The following is a 22,542-nucleotide window of genomic DNA, read 5'->3' on the forward strand; positions in this document are numbered from 1 at the left end:
TGTGCCTTACCGGGGTGTGGCTGCTACTTATTGGGTTCATAATCTGTCGCCTGTTTATTTATATTGATCAATAGATACCTGGGAGGCATTCTCAGGAAGGCCCTCTAAATAATGTCCGAAAGATGTTGTGGATCAATAAAATCACGAAATTTATAGAACTTTTCAGCCAAATTGGAATAGTCCCCGGGGGAGTGGCCATACAGTGAGCGACATGTCTGGTCGGTTACCCTCTGGCAGGTAAACTCCCAATGAATATCTCTCATTACATGGGCCGCTGTTGAAAATTGAGCGCCAACCTGTACACAAAATTCAGGATGAACGTGATCTATCAGGTATTTAATGTCCTTTTTCAACAACTCGGGATTACTGAACCACAGAGGTGAAGGCAAGCGCTGAAACGCATGCTGAAAAACAGACTCCACCTGTTTTTGCACACATTGCAAAATAGATAATCGTAACTCTGCCTTTAATGCCTGGATCGTTTGGCCAGAACGACGACAATGGACATAAAGTGCACGGTTATCAAAACTCTTACATCTCAACAGCCACTCTCTATTTTGTATGAAGTGTAATTGTGCTACCGGATTTTCAGTTTTGCCCACATATTGATCAATGAGTCCCAAAACCCCATCATAATCTCCCCGGCCAATGTCAAGGAAGAGTAACCGATTGGTTAAATTATTTCTCATATCGCGGGTATTTCCCCAGTGACGCTCGACTTCTTTTATTGAAAAGCCAACAGGAATTTTAACGCCCTGAATCACAACAAGCCGAAACGGGTCAGACTTACCAGTGACGAGCTGCCATTGGTTTTCGTTCAGGCCCTGTTGATAATGGTGTTGAGGATCGGTTTGTCCCTCAAACTCTGATCCACTGTTAAGATCTGGCTCAGACTCGAGATTCGGCACTTGAATAGAAATACGCTTTTCGCTGTGGAAGTCTGGTGGCTTTTGTTCCTGGCAAGCCGGTTTCCTATCAGCAGCAGGTCGACTTTTTTTCTTGCCTTTTCTTTTCCTGGCAGGTTGACGTCCAGGCTTCTTTTTCACAGTTTCTTCGCTATAAGATTTATCATCACCCAATAGTGACTCTGCTTTTTTTTCAGATTTAATTTCCCCTATCAGGTTCTCCAATTCCAGAATTTTTTCACCAACCAGTTTAATCTCCATGGGAATTTTAAACCTTACCGACCTTATATTACTTTTATCTTCCTGGTCATGTAAAAAACAGCGGTAAGCTTTCCAGTGTTTTAGCGAGTCTGATAGATACCCTCGTTTTTCAATCAACATGGCTAAATATTTATTCATTTCAGGCCGTGAGCCAATCACGGCCCGATAATTAAGTTCTGCTTTTGTGAGCAATTCATCATATTGTTCAGATGATTCTTCCTGAGAACTGGCAAGTCTTTCGCATAGAATACCTAACAGTGCTTTAATACAAGCATCTTTAATCTTTTCCTTTTCAATAAACTGAATGGCAAACTGGTATTCACGCTTTGATGCCATGCAGAGCCCGAAATAAAGCGATTTACTTTTACGCTTGGTAAACTTAAGAAGTTCCAATGCCTTTTTGGGATCATTCAGCATAAAGTAATACAGGGCGATTCTTTCAGAATACAGTTGTGAAATCGGCGTCGATCCCTGCATCAATTTATTAAATTCATAGGCAATATCCATGGATTGCTTCAGCATTTCGGCGCTTTGATTATCATTATTGGTTATTTCATATCGAATGAATTCCAGATATTCAAGCGCTTTTTCCGGATTCAAGGTGGTTGAGTATGGCCAACGGGAAAACCCAAGATCATTCCAAAGCATGGTTAATAGCGCAAAGGTATTGTATTTTTCAGAATTATCAGCAACACTTCTGTACGCTCCAACATCCTCCAGGAGTTCTGCGATAGAAAAACAGGTATATTTTGCCAGTGCAATCTCCGATTCTTGTTTAGGGCTTCTCTCCACCGCCAGACTTAGAGAGGTTAATTGAGCCCTGTCCCTGGATGTCCAGCGATAATTCATCAAAAATCCTGAAGCGAGCAGGCTTAAAACCCAAAAGTCAGCACCCTGACAGATATCCCCTTTAATACTGACCATTGCCATTTTATGAAGCTTGGTATTGTAAGTTATTGCCTTATTAAAATGAGCTGATTTTACATGATTACTTTTTCCAGTACAGCAACTGACTTTGCACTCCATAGCTATCTTGTGGTAAAAATGTCCTAATGATTGTAGAAAAGCAAAACAGGCAATCTCTTTCTCATAAACGGATAACTCTGTTTCCAATAAAAGCTCGTTAAAATAATTATCAAGAACATCAATATTGGTAAGATTAACTGATTCAATATGCATTTCATTGTTATGTATTTGGTAAAGATGGTGAAAAATAACCACTAATTTATCAAGTTTTGTCAAACTGAAGTCAGACTTCATAGCTTCGGATGACTGTTCTAATAACTCCCTAACACTATTGCTTTTTACGGCTTCCGATTCATCCCTGCAGGGATTATCCTCTACATCACTTAAAGCAGAACCATGCACTTGAGATCTATTCTGGCTGGCCGTAAAACATTCATTGTTCCCTTTTTTAAGAAGTCTGCCCAAGACCTCTTTAAACTCTGTTTCACTGAAAAATTCTGAGGTAAGAGAACTTGCAGTGCTGCTATCACTGCTTCCTTCTGATGGGATCAGCTTTTTTTTCAACTTGTCTGTCAAAAGCAACCGGCCTTTGTCAAAAGACTCGACAGCTGTATTCAAATCCCCGAGAGCTGTATTCAAATCCCCGAGAGCTGTCTCCAAATACTCACTAACAGAATCAAGTCTCTTTAAAGAAACAATGGTTTTATCAGGAAAGTATTTCTCGTTACCGGGAAGCCACCATAAATCCAGCACCCTCATGAGAGCAGCACCATTTGATGATTGTGGTAATAAGTCTCCAAGCGATTGAAACTTGCTGAATGCTTCCTCCTGACTTGCCATGCCGTACAACATTCTTGTGAGGATATTCTCCTGGATATACAGTGCGGCTAACTTAAATCTCATCAATTCCTTTTGCGGTATCTCACCATAAACACCGGTGAGTTCAATGATCTGTGTTTCTATTTCGTCAAGCTTCCGGGTCAACATCTCCGGGTCCAGAACTGTTTTTTTTTCAACTTGTTCGGCACTCTGCGGTTTAATTTCCTTTGATGCACCTTCACATAGTGCTGCCTGAGCCGTTTCATTCTGGTTTGATTTCAATAGAGCACGTGTACTGACTCCATGAGAGTGTTCGGACACTTCAATTACACGAACCTCCCTGTTAACAAAGCTCTTCCCATGACCATCTCTGATCGAGGCTGCATCAGTCAGCGCTTGATCACTTGTTGGTGTAACCATCAACGGTTGTGTATCAGAACACATCTTCCCATCCCCGGTGTTAAGCCTTATCTGGGTGTGGCTGCTACTCATTGGTTCCATCATTTATCTCCTGCTTATCTATTTTTTTCAAAACAATTGGATACCCTAGATGGAAGAAGGTTTCACTATGTTGGTACCATGGATCGTTTATTTACAGAACCCATGCACTTACACTTCTTCCTGACCCAACAGAAACCAGAGGCATCCGGGAGCCAAGTTCTGGTACTATGCCCGCTAGAAAAAATAACACTGGTCTGCTATCCATGCTGCAAGCTACACCACACCAAAAAAAAGCCCTCTCTGACCTGACACAACTGCTGGAAAAACGCATTCTGATCCTTGATGGTGCCATGGGCACCATGATTCAGGACTATAAGCTGGAAGAAGCGGACTACCGTGGCGAACGCTTTGCCAGCCATGCCTGCGATGTGAAAGGCAACAATGATCTTCTGGTATTGACCCGTCCGGACATTATTCAACAGATCCACCGTGAGTATCTTGAAGCCGGTGCCGACATTCTGGAAACCAACACCTTTAATGCCACCACCATCGCCATGGCAGATTACCAGATGGAAGATCTGGTACCGGAAATTAATCACCAGGCAGCCCGACTTGCCCGGGAAGTGGCCGATGAATTCACCCGGGCCAACCCGGATAAACCCCGTTTTGTGGCTGGTGTTCTTGGCCCAACCAACAGAACCGCTTCCATCTCCCCCGATGTCAACAATCCCGGCTACAGAAATACCAGTTTCAACGAACTGGTGAACGCCTATCAGCAGGCCGCCAAAGCATTGATTGAAGGCGGCGCTGATATCCTGCTGATAGAGACCATTTTTGACACCTTGAACGCCAAAGCGGCCATCTATGCGGTGCGAGACCTGTTCGACCAGCTGGGCTTTGCCTTGCCGATCATGATTTCCGGCACCATCACCGATGCTTCCGGTCGCACCCTGTCGGGTCAAACGACAGAAGCCTTCTGGAATTCGATAGAACACGCCCGGCCACTGTCCGTTGGTCTGAATTGTGCCCTGGGTGCCAGTGAGTTACGCCCGTATCTTGAAGAACTGTCCAACTGCGCAGGCACCTGGACCAGTGCTCACCCCAATGCAGGTCTTCCCAACGCGTTTGGTGAATATGACCAGAGCCCCGATGAGATGGCAGAGATTGTTGCCGGGTTTGCCCACTCCGGTCTGGTCAATATTATTGGTGGCTGCTGTGGTACCACACCGGCACACATTAAAGCCATTGCCGACAAGGTTGCAGATATTCCCCAACGAGCCATGCCAGCCATTCCGGTGGCCTGTCGTTTAAGTGGTCTGGAGCCATTTACCATTGATCGGGACTCATTGTTCGTCAATGTCGGTGAGCGCTGTAACGTCACTGGTTCCGCCCGCTTCAAACGTTTAATTATTGAAGAGGATTACGATACTGCCCTGGATGTTGCCCGTGACCAGGTGGAAAACGGTGCCCAGATTATCGACATCAACATGGATGAAGGGATGCTGGATGCCAAACGTGCCATGACTACATTCCTGAATCTGGTGGCCTCTGAACCGGATATTTCCCGGGTCCCGATCATGGTGGACTCCTCCAAGTGGGAGGTCATCGAAGCCGGGCTGCAATGCATTCAGGGCAAGGGCATTGTCAATTCCATCAGCCTGAAGGAAGGTGAAGATATCTTCCGCCGTCAGGCCCGTCTTTGCCGCAATTATGGGGCCGCCGTTGTGGTGATGGCCTTTGATGAGCAGGGTCAGGCGGATACCGAAGCCAGGAAAATAGAAATATGTCAGCGGTCGTACGACATTCTGGTCAATGACGTCGGCTTCCCGCCCCAGGACATTATTTTTGACCCCAATATTTTTGCCGTGGCCACCGGTATTGATGAGCACAATAATTATGCGGTGGATTTCATCAATGCGGTTCAATACATTCGCGAGAATCTGCCCCACGCCATGAGTTCCGGTGGGGTCAGTAATGTCTCTTTCTCTTTCCGGGGGAACAACCCGGTTCGGGAAGCCATTCATGGGGTCTTTCTCTACCACGCCATCAAGGCCGGACTGACCATGGGCATTGTTAATGCCGGACAGCTGGAGATCTATGAAGAAATTCCCCCAGAGCTGAAAGACAAGGTTGAAGACGTCATCCTCAACCGCTCAGCGAATGGGACTGAAGCGCTGCTGGCCATTGCTGATCAGTACCGGGAAGGTGGTTCTTCCGGCAAAAAAGAGGAAGATCTGGCCTGGCGGGAATGGCCTGTTAACAAACGGCTGGAACATGCGCTGGTCAAAGGCATTACCACCTGGATTGTTGACGATACTGAAGCGGCAAGACTGGCCGCCAGCCGCCCTATTGAGGTGATTGAGGGCCCACTGATGGATGGCATGAACGTGGTGGGTGACCTGTTTGGTGAAGGTAAAATGTTTCTGCCCCAGGTGGTGAAGAGTGCCCGGGTGATGAAACAGGCGGTTGCTCACCTTGTCCCTTTTATCGAGGAAGAGAAAGGCGAGAGCGCGCGATCCAATGGCAAGATTTTGCTGGCAACGGTAAAAGGTGATGTACACGACATTGGTAAAAACATTGTCGGTGTCGTTCTGGCCTGTAACAACTTTGAGGTTATTGACCTTGGGGTGATGGTTCCCTGCGAAACCATTCTGAAAACCGCAGTGGAAGAAGACGTTGATATTATCGGGCTTAGCGGTCTGATCACCCCATCACTGGATGAAATGGTTTATGTAGCCAGAGAAATGCAACGTCAGGGTATTAAACGCCCATTGATGATTGGTGGAGCGACCACATCACGGGCCCATACTGCGGTGAAAATTGAGCCGCAGTTCCGGGATGATCTGGCCATCTATGTCACCGATGCCTCCCGCAGTGTGGGGATTTCAACCCGGCTGATGAGTGATTCATTAAAGCCCGCCCTGGTGGCAGAGACCCGCTCCGAGTATGAAAAAATCCGGATTCGTCACGGGAAACGGGGCAGCAAACGGGCACTCCTCACGTATCAGGAAGCCCTGGATAACGCCTTCAGACCGGACTGGTCCCGATACCAGCCACCGGTTCCGACATTTACCGGCGTTAAAGTGTTCGATGACTTCCCGCTGGAGGAATTGGTCAATTACATCGACTGGACTCCGTTCTTTATGACCTGGGATCTGGCCGGTAAGTTTCCCGCCATTCTGAAAGATGAAGTGGTCGGCGAAGCAGCCACCAGCCTGTATCACGATGCACGGCAGATGCTGGATAAACTGGTCAACGAAAAGTTGATCCGTGCCCGGGCAGCCATTGGTTTCTGGCCCGCCAACCAGGTCAATCACGATGACCTGGCCATCTATCAGGATGAAAAAAGAAGCGACATCAAAACAACCCTGCACCACCTCCGCCAGCAGGCACCAAAACCGGAGGATAAGCCCAATTACAGCCTGTCTGACTTTGTGGCCCCAAAATCGTCCGGTCTGTCAGATTATGTGGGCGGTTTTGTGGTGACCGCAGGTATCGGTGCAGACCAACTGGCCAGGCAATATGAACAAGCCGGTGATGACTACAACAGCATTATGGTGAAAGCACTGGCCGACCGTTTTGCCGAAGCGTTTGCGGAATGTATGCATGAAAAAGTACGGAAAGAGTACTGGGGCTATGCCTCCAATGAGCAGCTCAGTAATGAAGAGCTGATCAGGGAGAAATACGCCGGTATTCGTCCAGCACCGGGCTACCCGGCCTGCCCGGACCATACCGAGAAAACGGCATTGTTCGCTCTGTTGAACGGTGAAGAAAATGCCGGCGTGTCACTCACTGAACACTTTGCCATGATGCCTGCGGCCAGTGTCAGTGGCTGGTATTTCTCCCATCCTAAAGCAAAATATTTCGGCCTGGGTAAAATCGATAAAGATCAGTTGGAAGTATACGCTGAGCGTAAAGGCTGGTCTTTAGCAGAAGCGGAACGCTGGCTTCGCCCCAATCTAGCCAGTTAGACCTGGTAAGGAGTATTGCCAAAATAAATTGCACATTACAAAGTCTCAAACGTAACCCGAGGGCAGTTTGCCCTCATACTTTTCATTCCACAAACGTTGAGGATCTATACTCTGGGCCAAATGACAATCACGTTCCCTGTGATGTTGTAACAGATGTAACAGCTCTAATGCGAATTGCCTGATTGTTTCTGGCATGTCACTCAGCCCGGACTTTTCGACTTTTTTGAGATTTTCTGAAAAAAGACACTCAGGGCAGATCAACGACGGGTTATCAGAGAACCAGACACAATTACCCGGTTTCAATCCAGCCCGGGCGATTATTGATATAAACCATTTTATATCATCCATTTTTGAATAATCATCACGCCACAATTGATGAAAGCAACTCAGAGCTTCTAAATTTGTGGCTGTATGACCCCTGAACCAGTCTTGAAATGCTATATAGCAAAGCTTAACATGTCTATTATTGTAAACATCCCCTATATACTTATTAATACTATTGAACCGGGAACCCAACGCTGAATAACATTTACTATTGACGCCAATAAAATCCACCAGATTAGCCCGCCTTTTATCGCCTAAATCTAATTCAAGATGAATGCCCATGTAGTTAATGTACAAATGTTGTAAATCCTTTTCTGCCAGGGCCATTGGAACAATCGGCCTTTTATTACTACGTATACTTACAACAGTCTGGAATTTTCTAAACTCTGCATAACTTGTATCCAGCAGTGCTCTTGTGTCAAATAGTTTGTTTAATTCCATATCATCCAGACAGGGGATATTCTCATCAGGCAAGCGCTGGAATGCGACCGATCTTACCAATTCACAGAATTCTTTTTTCAGTATTAAAACTTTGTTGATACCCAGTCGATCAATTCGTTCATGCATACATGTTGAGTATTGGATATCCTCATCAAGTTGATTAATACATTCAATCATATGTTCGTCATGGAAGGAAAAACTACGTTGGAAAAACTGCTTCCGTGCTAATAAAGAACTTTGAGTATCTTCTTCCCGATCATCCCGAAAGGGTAACAATAGCCCATAGAGATAGAGCTTCTTTGCTTCATCAGTCATTGAGCTTTGATTTTCAGAGATATATTTATCACACTGGTCCTTCACCGACTTCATTTGGCTGTGTGACTTCAACATACTAGTCATAACATTTTTTTTGAGGAAATCTTCCACGTTATCCTTATTTTCATCCGGCATTTCAGCCATTAAAAAATCAACGGCTGAATGAACCGGAGCATCAATGATAATTTTCTCAACGGCCATTTTCACTAACGGCGATCGCTCCATAATCCGCAGGAACCCACTGAGCCATCTTAACAGGTTAATACTCAGGGGAAACTCGCACTGTTCCGGGCTAATAATGCACTCTCCATTGAAAACAGCCCGTGACAATGCCATGGCCTCAGTAGTGGTTAATAGTTGTCGGCTTTCAAGTGTTGATAAAAACAGCAGATTATCGGCCACAGACCCTGATATTCTAATGCCAGTGATCGTTCTGTCTTGTATAGATCTGAACAAGGATACCGTGTTTTTGCGTTCAAAATGACTGGTGACCAATGGTTTATTGGCAACATCGGCAATGGCTTCTTGTAAATCCTGTACACATAGCGGTTTTGATGATGTTATGTTCATAATAATTTCAGGTTTCTGTACGGTTTTTTATTGGACTTTTTTTTGCCCGATAGTTCATAAATGCTGGAGATATTTAGCTTAATGAAGCAAAGGCTTGCCACCATTTTTCAGTTAGGCGTACCCATCATGCTGGCCATGCTCTCCCAGAGCATGATCAACCTTGTTGATGCCGCACTGGTGGGTCCCCTGGGAGAAGGTGCCCTTGCCGCTGTGGGTGCTGGCAGCTATGCGAACTTTGTAGCGCTATCGTTGATGACCGGCCTTTCAGCGGCTGTCCAGGCTCAGGTTGCCCGCCGTGTTGGTGCAGGCCGTTTTGATGAATGTGCCATGCCAACCAATCATGGACTGATCATTGCCTTCTGCTTTGCCATGCCAGTCAGTATTATCCTGGTCATCACTTCCCCCTGGTTGCTGGCGTTATTTGATCAGGGATCTCCCACCTTTAAAGGGGACGCAACGGACTATTTTCAGATTCGGGTCATGGCCCTTACCGCAGCCGCCATGAACCTCTCATTTCGAGGTTTCTGGAACGGCATTGGTGAGCCAAACGGTTTTCTGAAACTGCTGGTCTGCACCCATATTTGCAATGTGATCTTCAGCTTTATCCTGATCTACGGAAAGCTTGGCCTGCCTGCCCTGGGCGTGCAGGGAGCGGCCCTGGGAACCTTGCTGTCCATGTACCTGGGAGCCTTGCTTAATTTCCGGATGCTGAATAAGCGAGCCAGAAAATTCGGATTCCTGACGCACTGGAGAAATTGGCCGGCCTTAAAGCGCCTGGTTCTTCTGGCGATTCCTGACTCCCTGCAGCAGACCCTGTTTGCCCTTGGCATGATGATGCTGTTTGCCATTGTTGCCCAATTAGGTATCCGTGAAATGGCCATCGCCCATGTGTTGATGAATACCTCTTTGATGCTGATACTGCCGGGTCTGGGTCTGGGCATGGCGGCCAATACCCTGGTCAGCCAGAGTCTTGGAGCCCGGGAACCAGAGGTTGCCTGGCGCTGGGGGCAGGAAGTCATGTATACAGCCAGCGCCGTGTTACTGGTACTGAGCCTGCCGTTGATTTTTACCCCTGAGGCTGTGCTGTCGCTCTTTCTTCATGACCCTTCACTACTGGCAATGGGCTCAACCCCGATGCAGTTAACCGGCATAGGCATTGTTCTGGATGCGCCCTCCCTGGTCTTTGTTCAGGCTTTACTGGGAGCAGGTGCCAACCGAACGGTGCTCTATATCCGATTTGTTGCACAGTGGTTGATTCTGTTACCGCTGTGCTGGCTTATAGGCCCTGTCCTGGGGTTTGGCCTTACCGCAGTCTGGTCAGTACCCATACTGCAGAGAATGATTACCTCGGTCAGCTTCCTGGTTGTCTGGCGCTCACGGCGCTGGAGTAAGATACAGGTTTAAGGAAGCCATTTTCCCGATTAAACAGCAACTCATCCATTACATTGGATTCATAGCTGCAGTGTTCCAACCAGCAGCAAGCCGCTCAGGCAACATTCCGCCTTGAAGCGAGCTATGGCCAGGCTGCACTTCACCCCTGGTCAACCGTAAATGTCAGTTCGCTTTTTTCACCGGCCTCTATTTTTTGCCAGTGTTCATCGAAATTGATCAGGTCATACAGTGAAACCCCCTCCTGAAGCCTGGCAAGCACCCGTTCATCTCTGGCCTTAATCTCTTCAGCGACAGGAATCAAACGTGTTGCTTCTTCCAAAGATAAAACCAGTACCCCATCATCATCACCGAAGATAATCTCACCCGGACGAACCTCTACACCGCCACACTCAACAACCTCCCGGGTATGAAATATCCGTTTTGACGTGCCTGACATTGGGGTAAACGTGTGTGCATAAACCGGGAAATTCATTGCTCTTACCGATGCCGTATCACGAAAGGCCCCGTCAATAACAAAGCCGGCAACCCCTTTTTGCATCGCTTCCGTTGATAACAGCTCCCCTGCCACGGCTAATACACTGCCCTGAGTCTCAATAACAATAACATCCCCGGACCGGGCCTCCTGAATTGACTTGATCACCGTGAGAAAATCATTATGACAGTTCACGGTATAGGCCGATCCAATCAACTTAAGCCCCGTCTGAAGCGGTCTTATTGCCGAGTTCATCACTCTCAGACGCTGGTCAGCATCAGCAAGATGGGCTGTTTTCAAATCAGCCAGGCGGGAACGAATTTCGTTTAACTCCATGGGGAACCTCAGGTATACCCGGTTATACAGCTGACCTGACCACCAGACTCTGCCGGTAAGTGCTGTCAGATCACCAACACAGGAGGCTTAAGTGATCATAAGCATCAAAATCAAACTGCCTTATGACAAATGTCACAGTCAAAGCTCAAGGATAAGCATAAGGCAATGAGCTATGGCAGTCTGAAAAGCAGAGAAGCCGAACTCAGTACAGAAATTGATGAACTGATCAATAAAGCCAGCCTGTCTGACCAACAGGAAGACGATACTTACAAAGAGGCCAATGATTATAGCATTCCCGAGGATTTACAGTTCACACAGGAACGCCTGAAAAAGATGAAAGCGGCAAAAGAAGCATTTGGAAATTCGGGTCGAAAATTTGTCAAATTTGAATCTGCACGACAGGCCATGAATAAGAAAATGGAAAGCACCGAAGCCAAATCGGAATAGTCTGGTGTAGCAAAAATACTCGCGCAGGAATTCCGTTCCTTCAGGAGCGAGAAGCGATCAACGTTACACTCCATCGACCGATAATAACGACAACTAATAAGTCGATATTGAGGAGCGTTCCCATGAACAGATTTTCACGGGTCAGATGGGTCCTGCTGGTCGGTCTCTGCCTGGCGGCCAAGGCTTTCAGTGCCGGTCACAGCGTCCATATCCAGATGAGCAAAAAGGCCGTTGAGTTGGTCTCTGACCCGGCGTTGAGGAGTATCCTGCAAGAGTACAAGGCACAGTGGGTGATTGGTTCTGGCCTACCGGACGGTGGTTACCTGAATGGTTATCCTTATGCCGAGATCAGCCACTGGTCGAAATTCCATCGCTCCTATTTCTCCCAAGTCCAGAAAACCTGCCCTCCTGAAAAGCTGCAGCTGGCAGAGTGTAAAAAACTGGTTTCCCATTTTATGGGTATGGTGGCTCATGGCGTTGAGGATGAAATTTATGACAATTTATTGATGAGTTTATCCGACCAGGTGGATGGGCGTGGGGGGGATCATATGGCCACGTCCAAGGATACCATCGTCGACAAATACGCCCTGTACGATTATCAGGGGGCCTACGATGTGCATCCTACTGCGGTATCACCGCTGGATGTGGTTTATCAGGCACTGAAACCACTGCTGAAATCGAAAGTGCAACGTAGCCACATTGAAGAGGGACAGGGTAATATTGTGGCAGCAGCCGTTTGGGAGCGGCAGCTGGTCAATCCGTTCAGTAATCTTATGGACAGCCGGTTATACCCATGGCTCCGGCAGAACTACCGGGACGGCATTGGCGGCATCAATTATACCGGGATCAGGGTTGCGAGGGTATGGGATTACTACTGGGCAAGGTTCAAGGGGCATGATCAGGTTGAGCCACATTTTTCGGTGTATCCTGAACCAGGGGGAGTTGTCGGCCTGAATAGCAGTATTGGCCGTGGACGTTTTATGTTTATTGCTGATCGGCCACTTTCTTATTTTTACAGGGAACTAGAGCTGCAGAAGTTGATGCTCGATGGCTCGTGGCAGGAAGTCGCCTCTAAAAATTACTATCGCCATGATGGTTATCTCCACGCTGTTTTTCCGATTAAAGGTTTTGTCGCCGGGGAACAGTATCGGGCCATATTGTCCTATTCCGTTGATGGACTTCATTTTGACCGGGAGCTGGTATGGAATGCCACCGCAGCAGGTATTCCCTGAATGTCTAGACTGATATGTAATAAAAACATAACAGGGATAGACCGATGACCTTACCTCATCTTGACTCACAACAGGTATTACCCCCTTTCCAAGGGCCTTTGCTTCCCCCGGATCAAGTTTCAACTGACTCGCCAGGCAGCGTCGTTGTGGTACCGCCTTTAACCACTCCCCAGGATAATTTTACCGACATTGCCCAGGTTCCCTTGGAAAAGCGCACTATTAAGGTGAGCGATTACAATCTTGTCAATGAACAATCGCCCTCCCGATTAAAAAAACTGGCATCAGCCATAAAAATCATTGGTGCTAATGTCATCAGGGCAGTTAATGACAGCGTAACCACCCGGCGACTGCTGCTCAGTGGCCTGTTGGGTGGTCTGGTGGGGCTGACATCCGGCGTCTTGCTGATGGCTTCGCTGACCGGGGGTCTCTCCATGGTTACCCTGGTACCGTCACTCTCTATTTGCGCACCAGCGGCGGTGGTGGGGGCATTACTGGGGACTGTCGGGGGCATGGTCATGTTGGCAGGCTATGGTGTCACCAAAGGGCTGGTGCGCTCAGCAGCCTACCTCTGGCGTTCGCCGGAACAGCGCTTTCTGCATGATTACCGGCAGGCGGCAAAAGAGTTGGAGTCGCTGGAAGAAGAGCGTGTCAACAACCGCCACATGCGCTCTGAAAAATATATGCGGATTGGCATATTAAGAGCTTTTCTTGAGCCCCGGCGTGCTGAATGTCAACAGCTGTTGACCGCTGCCGGTGCCCCCGATAAAGTCTGGCGTCAATATGGCTTCCGCCCGGCCAATAATATTCCTCCCTCTTCGATGGTTTGAGTCTATTCCCGGTCAGCCTCCCGGGAGGCTGACCGAGCATTCTCCACTGAATTGTTAGAAAACTTTTCCCTTTATTCAAGGGCTTATCTGCCTGTTGGAGGCAACTGCTGACGCCAGAATCAACGCTCACTGCGGGTGGCCTGTGGCTTGCATCTCTGGTGATGTTTTTTGTACGATGCTCCTGCTCTGGCGCACAAGAGTGAAAACAGTGGTTACCGTGCCACGGCATTGCGCACCTTGAATGGACTTTTTTACAACCATCACAAACTATTCTTCTTGCCGAATGTCTAAACTGTTCAAGATTGTAATATTCCAGAATCTTCAGTTAAGAGGATGAATTGTTAAGGAAGTGTGTTGTATGTCTCAGGCTGAAATTGTTCACCACTCAAGCAACGATGAAAAAGTCAGGGCTTTTTTCAAGGGTGCCGCAGCCATTATTCCGCTGACTGTTGCGGTCCTGCCCTGGGGTATCCTGACCGGATCTCTGGCTATTGAGTCGGGTTTTGACCCGGTTCAGAGTCAGGCACTGTCAGGCATTATTTTCGCCGGTGCCGTTCAGCTGGCCATTATGGGTATGATCCAGGCCGGAGTGGGTTTGGGCAGTATTCTGATTTCAGCCCTGCTTATTACCTCCCGCCACTTCCTTTACTCCATGGTGATGCGGAAGAACGTCAGCCCGCTGCCTCTCAGATGGCGTCTCGCCCTTGGTTTCCTGTTAACCGATGAACTGTTCGCCATTGCCAACCCCGGTCAGCTGAAACGCTTTGACCGCTGGTACGCACTGGGTGGCGGGCTATGCTTTTACCTGGGCTGGAATCTTGCCACCCTTGGCGGCATCATCGCTGGCGCGAGCTTTGAAAATCTTGATGCCCTCGGATTGGATTTCGCCATTGCCGCCACATTCATCGCCCTTGTTATCCCGAGCATCAAAAATGCCCCGGTACTGGTCTGTGTGCTCACTGCGCTGGTGACATCGGCCATTTGTGAGGTAATGCAGATTCAGGTCGGCCTGCTGATCTCAGCCCCCCTGGCCATGGTGGCTGGTTTTGCCTGTGCCAAAGCCACTGACAGAGGAGAAAGCTAATGGATACCTGGGTTATTCTGTTCATCGTCGCGGCCCTGGTTTTTGGCAGCCGTTTCCTGCTGATGGAGCCATGGTTACCCCTCAAACTCAGTGAAACGGTTCAGCAGGTATTGAGTTTTTCCGCACCCGCCGTACTGACCGCCATTGCGGCACCGATTGTCTTTATTCGTGAAGATCAGCTCAGCCTGTCCATGGGCAACCATTACCTGATTGCCGGCATTATCGTAGTGTTTCTTGCCCTGATGACCAGGAACACATTACTGACCGTCATCCTGGGTATGCTGTCATTTCTGGCTTTAAGACATTTACTATAGATGCGGAAACGTTGCTCTAACAGAACCCCTCTTGAAGGATCAAAAATTCTCACACTCGGGGGCGGGAATTTCAGCAGTGAATGAATCCTGCAAGTGGACTCAGCTTCAGTCCTCTGTTCGGTCTTCTGGTCGATGATGGGTTTTGATTCTGATCTCCAATAGTTCCACTGTGCATCTGGATGGGGGGTGCCTTATGGCGTAAGCTTCCATCAGTTCACCATGGAGCTTGCCCGTGTAGGCGGTCATGGGGATGGTGATGGTCGATTCCAGCTGATCATAGGGTGTATATATTTCTGCGATCTTCTCATATTTCCAGTCCCCAGAATTTTTATCGTAATCCTTTGCTGACAGAGTGATTTTGGATGGCAGGCCATCTTCTGTCTTGATATGCAGCTTCACCTCAGCTTCGTAAAAATAATGTTCCGTGTTTTGGATCGGTGCTGAAACCAGCTCAAACAATAACTGGCCACCCAGTCGCTGAAGCGTTGGCAAGTTTTTCTTTTCCCGATTCATAACGGTTACCAGGGTATCGAAAGGCAGCCTGCGGAATTCCTGATCAAACCGGGCTGCATGCCGATCAATTTTTTGGAATTTTTTGCTGAATAACGAGTTGGCCCAGAGATTCAGGCTCTTGGTTGCTTTGGTCAGGCTTTTTCCATCGAGCACATGCGTCAGTTTGTCCATCATCATCCTGGCGTCGTACAACCTTGCAGCATGCTGAATCAGTTTCGGTGCCCGGTTTGCAATGGCATTGCATTGCTCAGCCGTCTGCCCCTTCAACAGGCAGACCTGTTTTGCCGTGGTGACTACCCGTTGCCCCAGATCAGACGGTGTGGGTTCAATATGGGTACCTTCAGAGAAATCATTGAACGTTTCGACGAGCACCAGGTCGGTTTTTTTCTTGCGGACCTGGTTCCAGCTTAATTCATAGGTATCCTGACCATTTTCTGTCTCTGGCATATAGGAGTCACAGGGGCTCCAGGGCGCTCCCCGGGTATCAACGCCCGGATATACCGACATTGTCTTGATGCCGAGATGAGTCTGGCTCCTTTGATGCCTGTCATCCAGATTATTGATGTAATGACGGATATCCTTATGGGTACCGTATCTGGCAAAATTGTTGGCAATGAATGGATTGTCGCTGTCTTTTGCTACCCGTCTTCTGGGTACCACCCATGGGAAATTACTGACGACCTGTTTTACGGTTGCCGCTCGCCATGCACTCCTGCCGGTCATGCTATAAACCAGCCGGACTTTGGCCAGCTCCGGATTGTTCTTGAAGAACCGTTCCAGCTCTTTCTGATTCAGGGTCAGATCCGATCTAACCTTGCCCCAGAAGTTCAACATAAAGAGCAACGGATCGCCCCGATGGTGAATACAGTGTTCATCCTGATAGTAGCGCTGGATCATCTCCTCCAGTTTTTCCCTGAATTGGGCCTCTTTCTGTTCGGGTTTGAGATTGACGCTGGGCCTGACAGTCCACTGGGGAATCCAGAGTGGTACCAGGGCAAACTCATTGCCATGATTCTTGTCAGCCAGCACCGTTTTCATATTCACGATTGCCTTGTCCGCTGACGTCTGCCGTGCTGGAAAGCCCCACTCCACGACAAAGCCATCGAGTCCCGCAATTCTGGCGGTCAATAGTTGCCATTCGTAATAATGCAGGTTATCGATGGGACTGCCTCCCACCAGGGGCCTTGCCCCGGCACCAAAACCCGGGCGGCCTGAAGCGGTGTCGCAGGGGGCAGAGTTATCCGGGTTTCGCAGCTCATAGCCATTGTTAACAATATGCGTCCTGGTGATGCTGTGGGGATGCCTGCAATTAACTTCTCGATGGATAGACTGGATCTGTTTATTGGTGTGGTAATCAGCTAACACCATGATGGATTTATTGTCAGCCTCGTGCTGGCAGGACAGGGATTTTTTCTGAGCAGCCGAGGATAATTGATCGTCTGCCTGGGGGATTTTGTCCGGTGGATCAGGCAGTGCCCTTTTTTCCCGCAGGTAAGGAGAGATGCGTTCTTTGAGCATCTGTATCACCCGATCAAAAAGGCTTGCCGTTTTCGTGGGCTGGACATTGAGGTATTTGCTGCAAAATTCAATGTCGTCCAAATGGTTCAGATCGTCACAGAATTCGTCGTCCATTTTACCGAGATAAGGCTCATCAATATCGTGTTGTTCAAAACTACGGTTAAAAGCGGTGGGTGCTTTTGAGTGGAAAGACGCATTTGTGTTGAGCTGATTAGTGTAAGAAGGCAATTCAGGGGTGTGAAACAGTGTTTTATTTATAGGTGAGTGATCGTTAATCATAATAATCATCGTTCCTCATTGATATCAGATACCGGTTAAATAACTGGAATTTGGCGCTAATAAACAACAGTAAGTTCACTGTCGTTTGATAATCTTTTTGATACCAAACCATAAACAGATGGCCGAAGCTTCCTATCAACAGTTTATGCTACGATATTGACGATTTCTGCCTTATTTTTGCATCGGAATGTCATAAACGACGAAACTCTAATGCTCAAGATCGGCCTTTTATATTTAAGTTGTCGTATAGTGAAATAATGACCATCTTCAAGTCATTGAAAGCACCAATCATCAATTGAAAACTAATCCGTACCATTGTGCTTTGCTGTCAATCAGGTGCTACGTCTTTTATTGCCCGCGAGGGAAAGAGGGAAAGTTTTATTGAACATTTTCTTGTTTTGTCGGTCATATTCTTCATCACAGTCAATGATTGAGAGATTAAGGTTCAAATTCCCGAGGTGACAGATGAGTAATCCTTACAGAGATCTATGCGTTGATATTGCTCCCCTTCTGAATTCCATGACATTCAGCCCCAGTTAAATTCACAAGAAACCATGTGCTAGACTGATTGCGAAGTATTCAAGGATGGGACTTTTTCGGGGGAACGCCTATGTATAAATTACTTTCAGTGTTATTTCTTATTCTTCTTACTACCGGAGTTCTGGCCAGAAGCTTTGATTTATCGGTATACCAGGATGGCTACTATCTGCGCTACGAATTCCCACGCTACGGGAATGATACCTGGTTTGAAATCACCCTGGGTCAACGTCAGGGTCTGGCAGGTGTTATTGATCAGGTCAAAAATAAAGCCAGCAAATAACCACTGGCTTTATTTTCACGGCTATTGGCATGCCCCGCTACTTTTTACCGGAGCCTGTAATTGAACTCACCAGATTCGACACTGACTTTTTAAAGTCTTCAATGGCCGAAACACCCAGCTTTTTCACATCCACCAGGTGTGGCTCTGCCTTGTCCAGGTACTCATCAAGATGATCGACTTCTTCATGCTGCATATCCTGCCGCTCAGCCTCCAGCTCTTGTTCAAGGCGTTTCAGGGTTGCCTTGACCTCTTTGATTTGAGCCTTCAACTCCTTCTTGTGAGCCTTGTATTCCTTGAGTGTTGTCATCATGTCCTCCTCAGGCAGTGATCGCGATCAGGATAGCAGGTAGAATGAAAAAGACACCTACCACATAGGCCAACACCATCCATTTCTTCCGGCTGGCCGCCTGGGCAAAACGACGGGCAACCGTTGGAGGTATATTGCGAAGGAATGGAACAATGTAAATCAACAGTACGGCTGACACATTAAACAACAGATGGACAAGTGCTATCTGCAGGGCAAAGAATCCCATGGCTCCCTGGACGGCTGTTGCCGCCAGCAAGGCCGTGATCGTAGTGCCGATATTGGCTCCCAGGGTAAATGGATACACCTCCCTGAGCTTGAAAATACCATTCCCGGCAAGAGGTACGATCAGACTGGTACAGGTCGAGGATGATTGCACGGCAATGGTCATCATCATACCTGAGAAAATACCCGTAGCAGGCCCCCGCCCAATGGCTTTGTGCAGAATCTGCTTGGCTTTACCCACCATCAGATGCTTGAGCAGTTTGCCAAGATAGATAATGGAGATAAAAATAAAGGCCAGCCCTGTCAACGCCAGGCAGACACCGGCCCACAGGTCCGGCAAAGAGCCATAGGCTCCCTTGAACAGGTCTACAGCAGGCCCTGTAAGCACCTTAACAAAGTTCAAACCTTTGATACTGACAGAGTCGCCGCCCACCAGCAGTCCGGCCAGAAAGTCAGACGACTTGGCCAGGAACCCCGTCATGATCTCCAGCGGGAGAAAAATCATAACCGCCATCAGATTGAAAAAGTCATGAACGGTAGCTGCGGAAAACGCACGACGAAACTCTTTTTTCTTACCGATATGGCCCATACTGACCAGTGTATTGGTCACAGTGGTACCAATATTGGCACCCATAATCATCGGAATAGCGGTGGCAACCGGAAGACCTCCGGCAACAAGGCCAACAATCACCGATGTCACGGTACTGGATGACTGAACCACTGCGGTTGCCAGTGCACCTGCCACCAGGCCCATCACCGGGTTGGTGGCAAAAGCAAATAACTGACGGGCACCTTCAGCGCCACCAGAAGCCCATTTAAAGCCGGAACCGATCATCCCGACAGCGACCAGCAATAGGTAGATCATCAGCGCCACTAATAGCCACTGAATAATCTGACCTTTCGGTTGCGTCGACTCGGCGGTATAACTGGGTTGCATTTGAACATCCTGCAAGGTGAATAAACTCGACTATCCAGAAATAACACTGGATGTCACGGCATCAAACTGGATTACCGAAAAAACGATTGTTCCATTGAAGGGGGACAAGCATAAAGAAACTGTAAAGGAGTCTCAAGCCTGTCCCGGAGAGAATTGAAACAAGAAAGCCAGTGTCGGTTATTCCAACATTCCAGTGTCAAATAATCAGACCAGCTCTCTGACCAGCAGCATCATCCCCTGATTGCCCGTTACCGAGACTTTGCTCCCTTTGGCGACAGATCTGTCCGATTCCACCTTCCAGAGTGTATCGCCAATGGCAAGTTTACTCTGCCCTGCTGGCAAGTCATGCTCAAGTACAATGGTCCGGCCTATTAACTGCGATGCCCGATTATTTAATTCGGGGCTGTCACTCTTGTTATTCACTTTACGGAACAGCTTCCAGTATGCCAGTGAGAGCAACAAACTGCCGGTACCAAACATCACCAGCTGAATGGGCCAGCTTATATCAGGCACCAGCCAGAGCCACAAAGCGACAACCGCAGCAGCAGCGGCACTGCCCAGCAGGAAACCACCCGCACCCAGGGCCTCTGCGCCCAGAAGCATAAAGAGCAGAATCAACCAGTGCCAGGGTTCCAGGGTAATAGCAATATCCATCAGGCCTCCTTCTCACTTCCCTTTTTAAGAGTGGCCTCTCCCACCAGCTCCTTGATACCGGCGATTGAGCCAATCAGACTACCAGCCTCCAGAGGCATCATGATCACTTTATTATTCTCTGCAGACGCAACATCCTTCAGGGCTTCTACGTATTTCTGGGCAACAAAATAGTTAATTGCCCGATGATCACCTTCGGCAATCGCCCTGGACACCATAGACGTTGCCACCGCCTCGGCTTCTGCCAGACGTTCCCGGGCTTCCGCTTCCCGCCTGGCGGCTTCAAGCTCACCTTCCGCCTTGAGGATCTGCGCCTGCTTTTCACCCTCGGCTACTTTAATGGCCGCTTCGCGGGCACCTTCCGCCTCAAGGATCTGGGCACGTTTATCCCGCTCAGCCTTCATCTGCCTGGCCATGGCTTCCACCAGGTCCGCAGGCGGGGCAATATCACGCAACTCAATACGGGTCACCTTCAAGCCCCAGGGATCGGTGGCTTCATCCACTTTTATCAGCAGGCGTTCATTAATCCGATCCCGGTTGGACAGCATTTCATCCAGTTCCATGGACCCTAATACCGCCCGGATATTGGTCATTACCAGGTTTTTCATGGCACGATCAAGATCGTTCACCTCATAAGAGGCTTTGACCGCATCCTGGACCAGGTAGAAACAGACCGCATCCGTGGTAACCTGAGCGTTATCGGCACTGATCACCTCCTGGGGCGGGATGTCCAGAACCTGCTCCATCATGTTCATTTTCTTACCAACCGTATCAATCACCGGCACAATCACATGCAGCCCGGGTGTTAACGTACTGGTGTATTTGCCAAATCGCTCGACGGTGTAGTTATACCCCTGAGGGACAATTCGTACACCAGTTGATATAAGAACAGCAATAAGGACAACAAACACAATTGCTGTGATTTCCATACCCATAGAAGGCTCCTGTTTACTGAATTTATTTATTCTGACGCGAAGTCCGACTTATGTCATCTCATAAGCCATGACTGCATCCTGGTCTCAAACAAAATTGCCAATAGCCGGTAACAATCAGGCCTGAAAAAGAGTTAATCATCATATTTTTGGCCTATGATTTGAAAGTCGCGGCTTGTTTATTGTGTGTTTTTGTGACACTTCCTTTGGCGTCCCTTTCGCGCTCTGCGTAAACGGTATTATTCTGGTAGCGCTCCCTTCGGTGCCTCCTTATGAGTTCCCTTCTGCGCTCTGCGTAAGCGGGGTCATTCTGGTAGCGTTTCCTTTGGAGCCCCCTTATGCGCGCCCTTTCACGCGCTGCGTAAGCGGGATCATTCCGGTAGCGTTCCCTTCGGAGCGCCCTCTGGCGTTCCTTTTTGCGCTCGACGTAATCGGGGTCATTCTGATAGCGCTCCCTCTCGCGCTCCCTAGCGCGTTCTCTTATGCGCTTGGCGTAAACGGGATCTTTGCGAAGCATCCTCCGGCGCTCCCTCTCGCGTTCTGCGTAAACGGGATCATTCTGGTAGCGCTCCCTTCGGCGTGCCCTTCGGTGTTCCTTTTTGCGCTCGGCGTAATCGGGGTCATTCTGGTTGTTATTGACAACGGATGAAATTTGCGGGGTTGATTGACCTGTATCTGTAGCAGGCTGGATCAGAAAACGCTGATTTTCAGGAATATATGTGTGGGCATGATCATTGTTTAACGATTCTATTCTGACTGGTGAGTAAAATAATTGATCTTCTTTATTATTAACGCTTGCTATCGACCTTTTTCCCAGCCGGGTATCATCAACTGGATTGTGAAAAGGCACCGTAGATTGCTGAAGGTACTTTTTAGTAGTTTCATCAGCACGCATAGCACATAGAATAACAGCAGCGTCTATAATGTCACGGGAGAAGGCCACACCTGATGCGTGGGATTTAGAAAAAGGAGTATCCTGAAAACAGGATAAATGACCAGAAGCTGCATTTAATTGCGCAAAGATAGTAGGTCTATACATTGAATTACAGAATTATTGAATTTACCTTAAGACCATTCTTTCTTATAAAAGTTCATCCCTGAAATACTCTATCTAATATTTATTCAGTAGTGGGTTAAAAGCCTGTTTGGGTATGAATATCCCCCCCGAATTACAACTTGGATGGTCAGTTGTCTGGGGGGCTGAGCGAAACTGCAAGACCGTCTCCACACCTACCGGATGACAAAG

The 22,542-nt window shown here is 48.1% G+C and carries 17 protein-coding genes; 8 read left to right on the forward strand and 9 right to left on the reverse strand.

All coding sequences use genetic code 11. From position 1 onward, the window contains the following. Nucleotides 1-104: 104 nt before the first annotated feature. A complete protein-coding gene (locus J7439_RS07740) occupies nucleotides 105-3,455 on the reverse strand; it encodes a hypothetical protein (protein WP_209201258.1) in 3,351 nt (1,116 codons plus the stop codon). Between the two features lie 200 nt (nucleotides 3,456-3,655). Between J7439_RS07740 and metH the strand changes: the two genes are divergently transcribed. After that, the gene (gene metH, locus J7439_RS07745; protein ID WP_209201297.1) at nucleotides 3,656-7,363 is read left to right on the forward strand and encodes a methionine synthase; all 3,708 of its coding nucleotides are present in this window, start codon (nucleotides 3,656-3,658) and stop codon (nucleotides 7,361-7,363) included. A gap of 45 nt (nucleotides 7,364-7,408) precedes the next feature. Here metH and J7439_RS07750 read toward each other — a convergent pair whose 3' ends face one another. Next, nucleotides 7,409-9,013, reverse strand: coding sequence for a hypothetical protein (locus J7439_RS07750; protein WP_209201259.1), 1,605 nt, complete (start codon nucleotides 9,011-9,013; stop codon nucleotides 7,409-7,411). 81 nt (nucleotides 9,014-9,094) lie between these two features. Between J7439_RS07750 and J7439_RS07755 the strand changes: the two genes are divergently transcribed. Further along, nucleotides 9,095-10,417 (forward strand): MATE family efflux transporter, encoded by a 1,323-nt coding sequence (locus tag J7439_RS07755; protein ID WP_209201260.1) that lies wholly within the window; start codon nucleotides 9,095-9,097, stop codon nucleotides 10,415-10,417. A 127-nt stretch (nucleotides 10,418-10,544) separates the two neighbouring features. Here the strand turns inward: J7439_RS07755 and J7439_RS07760 are convergent, their stop codons facing one another. Beyond that, nucleotides 10,545-11,213, reverse strand: a complete 669-nt coding sequence (locus tag J7439_RS07760) for an RraA family protein (protein WP_209201261.1) — start codon at nucleotides 11,211-11,213, stop codon at nucleotides 10,545-10,547. 129 nt (nucleotides 11,214-11,342) lie between these two features. On the opposite strand from J7439_RS07760, the gene J7439_RS07765 reads away from it, so the two are divergent. The 5 genes from J7439_RS07765 (at nucleotide 11,343) to J7439_RS07785 (ending at nucleotide 15,117) form a co-directional block, all read left to right on the forward strand. Continuing rightward, nucleotides 11,343-11,660, forward strand: a complete 318-nt coding sequence (locus tag J7439_RS07765; RefSeq protein ID WP_209201262.1) for a hypothetical protein — start codon at nucleotides 11,343-11,345, stop codon at nucleotides 11,658-11,660. Nucleotides 11,661-11,782: 122 nt separating this feature from the next. After that, complete coding sequence (locus J7439_RS07770) at nucleotides 11,783-12,892, forward strand: hypothetical protein (RefSeq protein WP_209201263.1); 1,110 nt, start codon at nucleotides 11,783-11,785, stop codon at nucleotides 12,890-12,892. Between the two features lie 146 nt (nucleotides 12,893-13,038). Next, entirely contained in the window at nucleotides 13,039-13,719 is a 681-nt protein-coding gene (locus tag J7439_RS07775; protein ID WP_209201264.1) for a hypothetical protein, read from the forward strand. A gap of 358 nt (nucleotides 13,720-14,077) precedes the next feature. Next, nucleotides 14,078-14,803, forward strand: a complete 726-nt coding sequence (locus tag J7439_RS07780; RefSeq protein WP_209201265.1) for an AzlC family ABC transporter permease — start codon at nucleotides 14,078-14,080, stop codon at nucleotides 14,801-14,803. Beyond that, nucleotides 14,803-15,117, forward strand: coding sequence for an AzlD domain-containing protein (locus J7439_RS07785; RefSeq protein WP_209201266.1), 315 nt, complete (start codon nucleotides 14,803-14,805; stop codon nucleotides 15,115-15,117). Before J7439_RS07780 ends, J7439_RS07785 begins: the two co-directional genes overlap by 1 nt. A 105-nt stretch (nucleotides 15,118-15,222) precedes the next feature. Here J7439_RS07785 and J7439_RS07790 read toward each other — a convergent pair whose 3' ends face one another. Beyond that, nucleotides 15,223-17,427, reverse strand: coding sequence for a glycoside hydrolase family 71/99 protein (locus J7439_RS07790; protein ID WP_209201267.1), 2,205 nt, complete (start codon nucleotides 17,425-17,427; stop codon nucleotides 15,223-15,225). Nucleotides 17,428-18,037: 610 nt separating this feature from the next. Between J7439_RS07790 and J7439_RS07795 the strand changes: the two genes are divergently transcribed. After that, nucleotides 18,038-18,247 carry a hypothetical protein gene (locus J7439_RS07795; RefSeq protein ID WP_209201268.1) on the forward strand — a complete coding sequence of 70 codons (210 nt, stop codon included), beginning with the start codon at nucleotides 18,038-18,040 and terminating at the stop codon, nucleotides 18,245-18,247. 37 nt (nucleotides 18,248-18,284) lie between these two features. On the opposite strand, the gene J7439_RS07800 is transcribed toward J7439_RS07795, so the two are convergent. The 5 genes from J7439_RS07800 to J7439_RS07820 all read right to left on the reverse strand — a co-directional run bounded on the left by J7439_RS07800 (nucleotide 18,285) and on the right by J7439_RS07820 (nucleotide 22,335). Further along, a complete protein-coding gene (locus J7439_RS07800; protein WP_209201269.1) occupies nucleotides 18,285-18,557 on the reverse strand; it encodes a hypothetical protein in 273 nt (90 codons plus the stop codon). A gap of 7 nt (nucleotides 18,558-18,564) precedes the next feature. Further along, entirely contained in the window at nucleotides 18,565-19,713 is a 1,149-nt protein-coding gene (locus J7439_RS07805; RefSeq protein ID WP_209201270.1) for a Na/Pi symporter, read from the reverse strand. Between the two features lie 204 nt (nucleotides 19,714-19,917). After that, complete coding sequence (locus tag J7439_RS07810) at nucleotides 19,918-20,367, reverse strand: NfeD family protein (protein ID WP_209201271.1); 450 nt, start codon at nucleotides 20,365-20,367, stop codon at nucleotides 19,918-19,920. Continuing rightward, the gene (locus tag J7439_RS07815; RefSeq protein ID WP_209274965.1) at nucleotides 20,367-21,299 is read right to left on the reverse strand and encodes an SPFH domain-containing protein; all 933 of its coding nucleotides are present in this window, start codon (nucleotides 21,297-21,299) and stop codon (nucleotides 20,367-20,369) included. The genes J7439_RS07810 and J7439_RS07815 overlap by 1 nt, the downstream gene beginning before the upstream one ends. Before the next feature lie 151 nt (nucleotides 21,300-21,450). Beyond that, nucleotides 21,451-22,335 carry a hypothetical protein gene (locus J7439_RS07820; RefSeq protein WP_209201273.1) on the reverse strand — a complete coding sequence of 295 codons (885 nt, stop codon included), beginning with the start codon at nucleotides 22,333-22,335 and terminating at the stop codon, nucleotides 21,451-21,453. Between the last annotated feature and the right edge of the window lie 207 nt (nucleotides 22,336-22,542).

It is taken from the genome of Salinisphaera sp. G21_0 (genome assembly GCF_017744115.1).
Classification (GTDB): domain Bacteria; phylum Pseudomonadota; class Gammaproteobacteria; order Pseudomonadales; family Endozoicomonadaceae; genus Endozoicomonas.